We start from the raw sequence: 11,633 nt of genomic DNA, 5'->3' as shown, positions 1-11,633 counted from the left end.
GCTCCGACCGCTTGTAGGCAGACGGGTTCAGGGTCTATTTCACTCCTCTGTTCGAGGTTCTTTTCACCTTTCCCTCACGGTACTGGTTCGCTATCGGTCTCTCGGGAGTATTTAGCCTTACGGGATGGGCCCCGCAGTTTCACACAGGATTTCTCGTGCCCCGCGCTACTCAGGATACCACTAGGCTTCGTTAGTAAGTCGTATACGGGATTTTCACCCTCTATGATCACTTTTTCCAAAGTGTTCTACTTTACTAATTTCTTGCCACAACGTGGTCCTACAACCCCAATACTGCCTAAACAGTATTGGTTTGGGCTCTTCCGCGTTCGCTCGCCACTACTTGCGGAATCATTTTTATTTTCTTCTCCTATGGGTACTTAGATGTTTCAGTTCCCCACGTTCGCTCCTCTTACGAGGTGACTGGCCTTCAACCAGCCGGGTTGCCCCATTCGGAAATCTTAGGATCAATGGTTATTTGCACCTCCCCCAAGCTTATCGCAGCTTATCACGTCCTTCATCGCCTCCGAGAGCCAAGGCATCCACCGTCTGCCCTTGCTTACTTTCTTTTTTCCGGTTACCACAGGGGTAAATCGGATTGATATATCTTCAGCTTGCTCTTGTTACTTTATTTTACGTTGTCCATCATGTCAAAGATCTTCTTTATTACTTCGTTTCTTATGTATCCGTAATTTTGTGTGGAGAATAACGGATTCGAACCGTTGACCCTCTGCGTGCAAGGCAGATGCTCTAGCCAGCTGAGCTAATCCCCCAATTTTTTTAGAGATTTTTCTAGTAGTCCCAGGCAGAGTTGAACTGCCGACCTCTACATTATCAGTGTAGCGCTCTAACCAACTGAGCTATAGGACTGGCTTATCTTAATCTCCTGAAACTGCCGGATTTCCTTCAGCTTCATCTTTCTCTACTGGGTATCCAGTTTATAAGATCATATATAAATACATATTCAACCGTAGTACAAGTTAACTAATACCTCTGAGTCAACTTGATAACGAACTCTTCGCTCCAGAAAGGAGGTGTTCCAGCCGCACCTTCCGGTACGGCTACCTTGTTACGACTTAGCCCCAGTCATCGGTTTTACCCTAGGCCGATCCTTGCGGTTACGGACTTTAGGTACCCCCAACTCCCATGGCTTGACGGGCGGTGTGTACAAGGCCCGGGAACGTATTCACCGCGCCATGGCTGATGCGCGATTACTAGCGAATCCAGCTTCACGAAGTCGGGTTGCAGACTTCGATCCGAACTGAGATGGGGTTTGGAGATTAGCATCACATCGCTGTGTAGCTGCCCTTTGTCCCCACCATTGTAACACGTGTGTCGCCCCGGATGTAAGGGCCGTGCTGATTTGACGTCATCCCCACCTTCCTCACAGCTTACGCTGGCAGTCTCTTTAGAGTCCTCAGCTCGACCTGTTAGTAACTAAAGATAAGGGTTGCGCTCGTTATGGCACTTAAGCCGACACCTCACGGCACGAGCTGACGACAACCATGCAGCACCTCGCAAATGGCTATTGCTAGAGATCCTCTTTCAAGGACTGTCCAAATGCGTTCAAACCCGGGTAAGGTTCCTCGCGTATCATCGAATTAAACCACATGTTCCTCCGCTTGTGCGGGCCCCCGTCAATTCCTTTGAGTTTCACCGTTGCCGGCGTACTCCCCAGGTGGATTACTTAACGCTTTCGCTGTAGAGCTTACTGTGTATCGCAAACTCCTAGTAATCATCGTTTACTGCGTGGACTACCAGGGTATCTAATCCTGTTTGATCCCCACGCTTTCGTGCTTCAGTGTCAGTTATAGTTTAGTAAGCTGCCTTCGCAATTGGAGTTCTGCGTGATATCTATGCATTTCACCGCTACACCACGCATTCCGCCTACCTCAAATATACTCAAGTTAACCAGTTTCAACGGCAATTTTATGGTTGAGCCACAAACTTTCACCGCTGACTTAATAAACCACCTACGCACCCTTTAAACCCAATAAATCCGGATAACGCTCGGATCCTCCGTATTACCGCGGCTGCTGGCACGGAGTTAGCCGATCCTTATTCATAAGGTACATACAAAACAGGACACGTCCCGCACTTTATTCCCTTATAAAAGAAGTTTACGAACCATAGATCCTTCATCCTTCACGCGACTTGGCTGGTTCAGGCTCTCGCCCATTGACCAATATTCCTCACTGCTGCCTCCCGTAGGAGTCTGGTCCGTGTCTCAGTACCAGTGTGGGGGACCTTCCTCTCAGAACCCCTATCCATCGCAGACTTGGTAAGCCGTTACCTTACCAACTATCTAATGGAACGCATGCCCATCTATCAGCAATTAATCTTTAACAAATATTCCCATGCGGGACCCCTGTTTTATGCGGTATTAGTCCGACTTTCGCCGGGTTATCCCCCTCTGATAGGTAGGTTGCATACGCGTTACTCACCCGTGCGCCGGTCGCCACCAATGTATTGCTACACCGTGCTGCCCCTCGACTTGCATGTGTTAAGCCTGTCGCTAGCGTTCATCCTGAGCCAGGATCAAACTCTTCGTTGTATAAATTGTTTTGTCTTGCTCAGAATCCGTTATTTATTTCAAGTTTTGACGGTATTAATTTTTAATACTTGTACTACTTGTTGATATGTAAATCTTTCAAAGAACTTTCGCTTTCTTTTCGATTGCGGCTGCAAAGGTAAGGACTTTTTTTTAACTACCAAATTTTTCAGAAGAAAATTTGAAAAGTTTTTCTGAAGTCGCTGTGGCGGTTGGATTGTTGCTTAGCATCGCTAACCTCATCCCCTTTACACAGGTTACCTCTTTCATCATGTCTTATGCGCCGTTCTCTCTCGAATGCGGGTGCAAAAGTAGAAGAATTACTATTACACTCCAAACTTTTCACCAATTATTTTTTATTTATTTTTTCACGGCAGGCACTGTATTATAATGTACGCATAAAAGAGAAGAAAAAATCTTTTCGGCAGTAAAACACGAAACGATCCGCTAGTGACCTTTACAACAGTACGGCCTTAAAAGTGTTTCACCTATATGAAACAAGTGTTTCTTCTGGGTGAAACAACTGTTTCTCTATAATGAAACACTTTTAAGGCTATATTGTATAGACATGCAAACGCTCTAGATTACATCACAGGAGCATCCGGAGCTTTACCAGGCTTCGGCGCTTCTCCTTCTTTATAGTCAGGTAATGCTCCCATTTCATATTTCTCCGGGCCATAGCGAAGAGTAGATGCCATAATCTCATCCCAGGAAATAGGTTTTCCGGTATAAGCAGCTTCACGTCCGAGAATAGCAACCTGAGTAGAATAGGCCAATGCCTCTGCCTGATTGATTTTTTTATCCAAACGTATTGACTCCACCAGATGAACATGTTCCTGATCATAAGGATTCTTCACTGGTTTATTCTTATAATCATATTCCCAAAGGGTATTTCCATTATAATCGAGGATTTTTATTTCCCCGCGGTCATTCAACTGGGCAACACCTTTGGTTCCATAGACTTGTTCGGAAACATTTCCGTCGCAACCATCGATCTGACGGGCGGTTGCCAACATGCGTTTATTATTGTTATAGTAATAATCTACGCTAAAAAAATCGTAGATATCACCGGTAAGACGTTGCGCACGGCCTCCGAAACCGACTGCACGAACAGGACGGTCTTCCATAAACCAAGTCACCACATCAATATTATGAATAGCCTGATCCAGCAGATGGTCACCACTTAACCATTTAATGTTAAACCAGTTGCGGATACAATATTCCATATCGCTCCATTCTGGGCGTTTACGTTTGTTCCACCAGGCACCCTGATCCCAATGAGCTGAACTAGATACGATATCGCCGATCAAACCGTTCTTCACCTGTACATAGGCTTCCCAGTAATCTTTACGGTGACGGCGTTGGTTACCGGTAACGACCGTTAGCCCCTTGGAAGTAGCCACTTTAGCTGCCGCAATCACAGTACGGATGCCCGTCGGATCAACCGCACAAGGTTTCTCCATAAAGATATGTTTGCCTGCCTCAACAGCTGCTTTAAACTGTTCCGGACGGAAATGCGTCGGAGTACAAAGCAGAACTACATCGATATCGTTCAATGCCAACACCTTCTGATAGGCATCAAAGCCGAGGAAACAATTGGCATCAGGTACTTCATTCTGGAATTCATCTTTTAATACTTTCCGGCAAGTAGCCATCCTGTCGGGAAACAGATCGGCCAAAGCAATGATAGATACATTCGGCCCGGATTTGAGAAACTGGGTAGCTGCTCCGGTTCCACGGTCGCCACAACCAACTAAAGCTGCTTTCAAAGGTTTTCCGTCGGGAGCGACTTCTACGAAAGAAAACATTCCCAATTCTTCCGGAGAATAATTTTTCGCAGTAGTACCTGCATCTTGTTGTTGTGTACACGAGGTCATTACAGCCGACGACATACCCAGCGGTATTCCGGCCCCCAGCAAAGCTGTGTTTGTTAAGAAATCTCTTCTTTTCATGGTATTTAAAATAAATAGTATAGTTATCTGACGCCCAAATATATGAATTCAAAAGCAAAGAGACAAGTATAAATCAGGTTTTATACCCCACATTACTAGACGTATATACAGAACTTATATGTATTCTATACAATAAGACAACAGATATTGTAGAAAATACGGCAAGTATACAGCCTGAGTGCCAACATTCAGTAATACAATAACTAAAAAAGTCTAAACAAAAGATGTATCATCTTCTAAAGCATATTTTTCGTACCTTTGAAGCCTAAACAATAACATTTATAGTATGATGAAAAGCTCAAATTATCTTCTCCTTCTCGGATTGGGGCTTACTACTCTATTCTCCTGCGAAGAAGCAAAAGCACCGGATCCTGTTTATCCTATCCCGACTCCGGAACAAGTAGAATGGCATAAAATGGAAACCTATGCTTTCGTTCACTTTGGTTTGAACACGTTCAATGATCTCGAATGGGGATACGGAGATACTCCCGCCTCCACTTTCAATCCTACCAACCTGGATTGCGACCAGTGGGTACGCACGATCCAGGCTGCCGGACTAAAAGGAGTGATCCTCACTGCCAAACACCACGACGGTTTCTGTCTGTGGCCTACTGCAACAACAGAATACAGCGTCAAAAACTCTCCCTGGGAAGACGGTAAAGGAGATATGGTAAAAGAGCTGTCGGACGCCTGCCACAAACACGGACTGAAATTCGGTATTTATTTATCACCGTGGGATCGCAACAGTGCCAATTACGGACAACCCGGCTATGTGGAGAAGTTCCATGCCCAACTGCATGAACTGGTTTGCAACTATGGCCCTTTATTTGAATATTGGTTCGATGGTGCGAACGGGGGAAACGGCTGGTATGGCGGAGCAAACGAAAGCCGCTCCATCGATCCAACCACTTATTATAAATATGAAGCAGCTGTCGATACGATCAAAAAATATAATCCTTCCGTGATGATCTTCGGAGGAACCGAGCCGACTATCCGCTGGATCGGTAATGAAGAAGGCTGGGCTGGAGATACACAATGGAGCATGTTCACCAAAAAAGAAGGTATCCACTACCGCCAAAGCCAATGGGGACTGGAAGACGGCGACCAATGGCTGGGTGGCGAGTGCGACGTATCCATCCGTCCGGGTTGGTTCTATCATGCACGCGAAGATCATCAGGTAAAATCATTATCCCACCTGGTCGACCTGTATTACCGCAGTGTAGGCCATAATGCCAACTTCCTGTTGAACTTCCCCGTTGCCCTGAACGGACAAATAAGTCCGACCGACTCTATCCGTGCCGTCGAATGGTACCAGACGATTCAGAATGACCTGAAAACAAATCTCTTGAAAGGAGTTTCCGTAGAAGCCAGCAACTCCCGCGGCGGCCAGTTCAAAGCCGGCAAGGTTAATGACGGCGACTGGGATTCCTATTGGGCTACAGAAGACGGCGTTACAAGCGGAACACTTACATTTACATTTAAGAAGCCGACGGATGTAAACCGTCTAATGATACAGGAATACATTCCGTTAGGCCAACGTGTGAAAGCTTTCACCATCGAAACAGAAAAAGACGGACAATGGACACCGGTTGAAGCTGCCGACTCGACTACCACCGTCGGCTATAAACGTATCGTCCGTTTCCAAACGGTAAAAGCCGATAAGATACGTATCAACTTTGAAGACGCACGCGGCCCGTTATGTATCAATAATGTAGAAGCATTCCTCGCTCCTGCGTTGCTGACAGAACCGACTATCCGGCGCGACCTGAAGAATATGGTTACCATCCGGGTAGAAGACAAAGGTTCCGAGCTCCACTACACAACAGACGGATCAGAACCCACAAAAGACTCTCCCCGTTATACGGAGCCTTTTGCCTTCGATCAAAAAGGAACGATCAAAGCTATTTCATACGACCGCACCTTCGATAAGAGTAGCCCTGTATCGGCTAAGGAGTTAGATATTCCGGCTTCCGGTTATACGGTTATTTACCCGAAAGATGAGAAAACAGCGGTTATGTTCGATGGTAACGGATATACTACTTTCTATCTGCCGAAAGGAAAACAGGAAATTGAAGTACAACTGTCGGCCGAAATGCCGGTTGCCGGCTTCCGGTATGTACCGAACCAGGGACGTGATGCAGGTGGACATATCTCAAACTATCAATTGTTTGTAAACAATAAGAAAGTAGCAGAAGGCGAATTCTCCAACATCAAACATAATCCGATAGAGCAGGAAATACGTTTCCCGGCCGTAAAAGGGGATAAGATACGTTTCGTGGCAACACGCATTGTCGATAACCAGCCACAGGCGGGGATTGGGGAGTTTTCTGTGATTACGGAATAACAGATGTAATTTACAAACAGACCATTACGAAAGAGGAGGTAAAAAACAGATCATTTACCTCCTCTTTTATTTTTCCCCGAAGTAATACCACCTTATTCGGATTTTATAACTTCTGCAGGGTTCAACCGTGAGATCAGCCTAATACGGTATGCGACAGTGGCAAATACGACCATTGTAGTCAAAAGAATAATACCCAGCCACATTAAAGGATTGTTTAACCACTGAGGCGAGATAATTACCTCCGACTTTACCAGCGAATGTAAAAACAAGTAAACGATCGCCAACGAAGGAATTGCGGCAATAGCTAACAGGCGGATATATAATTTCCCGAACAAAAGTGCAATTACCCGTGGACCAGCACCATTTATTTTTCGTATGGCAACTTCTTTTTGACGGCTACAAGTATCCAGTGTTATGGCTGAATAGATCCCCAGAACAGTTATGATCAAACTGATAGCAGACAACAACATAAACAGATTACTCATCAACTCTGCTCCCCCGTTATACCGGAAACGTTCCTCTTGCTTAGTGGTTAACTGGAAAGGGATAGACTCCGGTAAGCGGCTACGCACAATACGAAGTATCTCTTTCCGAATATTTTGTTCCTGTCCGGGGATACATTTGACATAGACCGCTCTATAATCCGTTTTTTCCGGTATCGAAAGGAATGTGAAACGGTGATATTGTTTCGCTTTATTCATTTGCTCTCTTGTATATAACGGTTCGAAAGGTAATTGTTCATATACCCCCGTAATTTGAAAAATCCGGTCCCCCAACTGTACAGACGATGGATCTTTTTCCCCCTCTTTCTCTAATTCCCAAATAAGCGAACGAGATACGACTATCTCATTTGGGGCCTGAGGCATTCTTCCTTCTATCTTCAGATTCATAAATTCAGGGTAATTGCCACTGACAAAATACTGTATTCCGTGAACAACCTCTTCCTGTTTAGTCTTATAATCAGGGTATCCACCAATATTATCCAACAAAATATCTTCTACTCCCGCAAGTCGGCGGATACGGGAGACGATCTCTTCCCCATGCCCCTGCAATTGCGGTTCCCAAAGTTCAATTTTCCAGATACGGGTACATTCTTCTTCACTCAGCGTATTGTTTCTCTTTTCATTGACAAGACGATATACATGTCCCAGTCCGATCGCACCTGCAATAAAAAGGAAACAAATGAACAACTGCACACCCAGCATAAAGTTACGTATACTATGTTTTTGCGGCTTAACGCCTTTTACTCCTTCGGATAAGGACAGCCGTTTGATACGGAAAATAGCCCCGGCTGCAATCAATAAACAGATGATGAATAAGATACATAAGTATTCTATCTCCTGTCCGATCAAAGTAGGAATATGAATGAACATATCTTCACCGATCAGTTCTTTACTTTCCAGATATCGGTAATAAACAGGAATAGCCCATTCGATCAGAATAAAACTAACCAGTGCCGACAAAAAGAAAAGAATAATGATCTCACTGAATAGAAGGCAGAACAATCCTATAGAATCAGACCCTAAACACTTTCGTAGACTGAGTTCTCTTGTCCGGTTATAGAATGACTGGATACAGAATTTAAGGAAATTGATCATGGCTGCTATCAGAATTAAAGCACCGATTAACGGAATAAAAAATGTAGCACCGATATTGTCCGGTTTATGCATTTCCTCTTTTAAGGTCATAACCGATAAATAATTCTCTTTCTCATTTCCAAACGCAGGTATTTGTTCCCTCAGCCGTCGGTTTACTTCACTACTTGAAACATCTTTATCCAGCAGAACGACCAGACTGCCATAACTTTTATCAGGATCAATAACAGATGTATTTAGAAAATAAAGATCTTTTTTTTCTTGCGTTCCATTCGGTAAATCCCGGACAACAGCACTTATCGTGGAATATTCTATCGCTGAAGTATCGGTGTCAGCCCTACTGAAATAGAGTGTTTTCCCTATAGGACCTTCATTTCCGAATATCTTCCGGGCAGCAGATTCACTTATCCAAACTTCCCCCTGCCTCAAAACAAGAGTTTTCCCTTCCGGTGTTTGCATATCAAAGATGACAGGAAAATCAGCAGTAATATTCAAAAAACTACATTGGAAAGGAACCTCTTGCTGCCCAGCTTTATTGATAGTTATATTTGCTTTGTTATAGCCATATGAATAGGCTACCTTCTCTATTCCAGCTACAGGATTACTCATCAATGCCTGCAATTCTTTGCCCGGTATGTAAGAATCGTTATAATTATTTTTTGTCGATTTTACATAGAGATTGGCAATCCGGTCGCTGTGAGTCCAAGCAGTAAACTGATTGTTGAACCTCCTTATATAATAGGAAGTCATACTGAAACATAACAAGCCGATTGCAATGCCGATAATAGAAAGCAAATATTGAACTTTATTTTTCAATATTTGCCGGATAGCCATTTTTAAGTAGTGCTTTATCATAATACAAAACCTTTTGTTTCTATACATAACAAAAGATGTGCCACCAATCTAATATACTATTATGCTGAACATTACACACAGACGCTCCATATCAAGACTGTGTGTTTTCGCACGAATAATGTTCTTATTCGCACGAAATAGAATCACGACGAATACGTCATAAACCAATGTGTCACCTTTTCGCTATAGGTTTTTGAGATAGGGATATCAGGGACTTTTTCGATACCGAGTTCCAGGTAAATGCCATCCTTTTCGCGGCGTATTACTTTCACCTGGTCGAAATTGACCATATAGGAACGATGACAACGCAACACATTCGTTTCCGCTAGGCTTTCCTCTATGGCTTTCAGCGAATTCCGAAGCATGAACTTTGTCAGGACACCTTTATTAAGGTACCAGATACAGACATAGTTATCGGCAGATTCGATATACAAAAGATTACTCCGTTTCACCGATAACCGCAATTCATGCTTCTCGTCATAAAAAGAAAAGACAGACAGCTTATTCGCCGTCTCAGCCCTATCCTCCTCCAATAAGCGCAGCTGTCGCTCTTTCTCCTTATACGAAAAATACAGGTGTAAGACAGAATAAGGCAGCAATAATACCAGGCTCGTATTGATGGACGACTCTTTAAAGGCACTCAGGTACTCCCGTTCCGGATTTAACACCAACGTATAGATGGTATAGAATAAAGACATAAAAAATATCTCCAGCAATATCCATAACGCATATGCCCCGGTTGTTATCTCATGCTTCTTCCCCCAATAATACATCACGATCCGGCTGATAACAACAACCAATACACCCGTCAGAATGATCAGGCTGGAGAAAACGAAAAACTTGAATTCGGAAACCGAATACCAGCTGGAAGAACTGAACGGTTTATAGATATTGATAAACACCAAAGCAAAAAGTGCCGTCAGCAGAATCAAACGAACAATATTCGACTTCTCATAAATATATCCGGGGATTTTATAACCTAACATTCCCATATCTTTTGCCTCTTATTTGGTAACAAATGTACTATAAATCCCGAAACATTCGCCCCGCATATAAAAAATTCGCCCCTATATACTACTTTCCGCCCCTTTTGATATTCGCCGGAACCATTTATTTGCCGGGATTGTTTTTATAGTGTTTGTTTGCAGAAAAAACAAGAATGTTATGGATATCTCACTTCGCACACAACAACTCAACAGCCTTTTCTCGTACGATAAAAAGGCACGCCTGGAAGAGAGCCGTCTGGATATAATTCCTTTTCGCTTTACGCAAACAATAGCAGCCGGCGAGATCGATGAATTCCAGAAAGAACTTGCCACAACCGAATTCTGTTCTCTCACGGACGACCATATCCAGGAAAATAAATCATTCAATTATACAATCTTTGCACCTTCCGGAAAGGAGAAACGGGACAAAGCGATCATTCTCCTGCATGGGCTGAACGAACGTACCTGGGAAAAATACCTGACCTGGGCCGAATACCTGGCCGAAACAACCGGAAAGCCGGTCATTCTTTTCCCTATCGCTTTCCACATGAACCGTACGCCGGGCAGCTGGTGCAACCCGCGGGCTGTTCTTCCCTGGGTAGGACAACGTAAGCAGAAAATCAATGATCTGGTCAACTCCACCTTTGCCAATGTAGCATTGAGCAGCCGGTTGTCAATCAATCCGCTACGCTTTTATGCATCCGGCCGCGAATCGGTTTACAATCTCTGGCAACTGGTACATGAAATTAAAGACGGACGGCATCCTTTATTCAAGGAAGATACTTCCATCAACCTGTTCGCCTATTCGATCGGGGCCTTGTTATCGCAGGTGTTATTACTAAGCAACCCGGAGAAAATGTTCAGCGACACCCGCCTGTTCATGTTTTGCGGCGGCTCCATCTTCAGCCAGATGAATGGAAGTGCACGTGACATTATGGATCAGGAGGCATTCGACAGCCTGCAACGTTATTACCGTCATGACTTCCTGGAGAACCGTTTGTTACCGGGTTCCTTCAAAAATGATTTTCTGGAACAGGCTTTTAAAGCGATGATACGTCCGGACGTATTGCAGGACTACCGCGAATCGTTCTTCCAGCGGGCTTGCAACCGTATCAGGACTATTTCATTGAAAAAAGATATCGTAATGCCAACCACCGGAGTAATCAAAGCATTGGGCAAAGCATCCGATAAAATACTGGAAGAAATAGATTTTCCGTTCCAGTATTCTCATCAGATACCGTTCCCGTTCCGGTCAAAAGCGGATCAAAGGCTCGTCAATCAGGCTTTCGATTCTATTTTCAGTAAAGCGGCTGCATTCCTTTAGAAAAAAGTGTTTAGCTATATAACATGTAG

At 44.1% G+C, this 11,633-nt stretch carries 5 protein-coding genes, 2 tRNA genes and 2 rRNA genes; 2 read left to right on the top strand and 7 right to left on the bottom strand.

Features of this window, described 5'->3' with window-relative positions; all coding sequences use genetic code 11:
* The 5 genes from HMPREF1212_RS22930 to HMPREF1212_RS22910 all read right to left on the bottom strand — a co-directional run.
* Nucleotides 1-566, bottom strand: a 23S ribosomal RNA gene (locus HMPREF1212_RS22930); the annotation flags it as partial.
* Nucleotides 567-696: 130 nt separating this feature from the next.
* A tRNA-Ala gene (locus HMPREF1212_RS22925) sits at nt 697-770 on the bottom strand.
* 23 nt (nt 771-793) lie between these two features.
* Nucleotides 794-867, bottom strand: a tRNA-Ile gene (locus HMPREF1212_RS22920).
* Between the two features lie 157 nt (nt 868-1,024).
* Nucleotides 1,025-2,551, bottom strand: a 16S ribosomal RNA gene (locus tag HMPREF1212_RS22915).
* Between the two features lie 581 nt (nt 2,552-3,132).
* Entirely contained in the window at nt 3,133-4,500 is a 1,368-nt protein-coding gene (locus HMPREF1212_RS22910) for a Gfo/Idh/MocA family protein (protein WP_046151216.1), read from the bottom strand.
* 289 nt (nt 4,501-4,789) lie between these two features.
* On the opposite strand from HMPREF1212_RS22910, the gene HMPREF1212_RS22905 reads away from it, so the two are divergent.
* Nucleotides 4,790-6,844 carry an alpha-L-fucosidase gene (locus tag HMPREF1212_RS22905; RefSeq protein ID WP_046151320.1) on the top strand — a complete coding sequence of 685 codons (2,055 nt, stop codon included), beginning with the start codon at nt 4,790-4,792 and terminating at the stop codon, nt 6,842-6,844.
* A gap of 92 nt (nt 6,845-6,936) precedes the next feature.
* Here the strand turns inward: HMPREF1212_RS22905 and HMPREF1212_RS22900 are convergent, their stop codons facing one another.
* Together HMPREF1212_RS22900 and HMPREF1212_RS22895 are read right to left on the bottom strand one after the other, a co-directional pair.
* On the bottom strand, nt 6,937-9,294 hold the full coding sequence (locus HMPREF1212_RS22900; RefSeq protein WP_046151215.1) for an ABC transporter permease: 2,358 nt from the start codon (nt 9,292-9,294) through the stop codon (nt 6,937-6,939).
* Nucleotides 9,295-9,437: 143 nt separating this feature from the next.
* The gene (locus HMPREF1212_RS22895; RefSeq protein WP_046151319.1) at nt 9,438-10,280 is read right to left on the bottom strand and encodes a LytR/AlgR family response regulator transcription factor; all 843 of its coding nucleotides are present in this window, start codon (nt 10,278-10,280) and stop codon (nt 9,438-9,440) included.
* A gap of 178 nt (nt 10,281-10,458) precedes the next feature.
* Here HMPREF1212_RS22895 and HMPREF1212_RS22890 point away from each other — a divergent pair, with 178 nt between their 5' ends.
* Complete coding sequence (locus HMPREF1212_RS22890) at nt 10,459-11,604, top strand: DUF6051 family protein (RefSeq protein ID WP_028730358.1); 1,146 nt, start codon at nt 10,459-10,461, stop codon at nt 11,602-11,604.
* Nucleotides 11,605-11,633: the final 29 nt, after the last annotated feature.

It is taken from the genome of Parabacteroides sp. HGS0025 (genome assembly GCF_000969845.1).
Taxonomy (GTDB): Bacteria; Bacteroidota; Bacteroidia; order Bacteroidales; family Tannerellaceae; genus Parabacteroides; species Parabacteroides gordonii.
The sequence above is the reverse complement of the archived record's forward strand: the minus strand, read 5'-3'. Positions and strand labels throughout refer to the sequence as shown.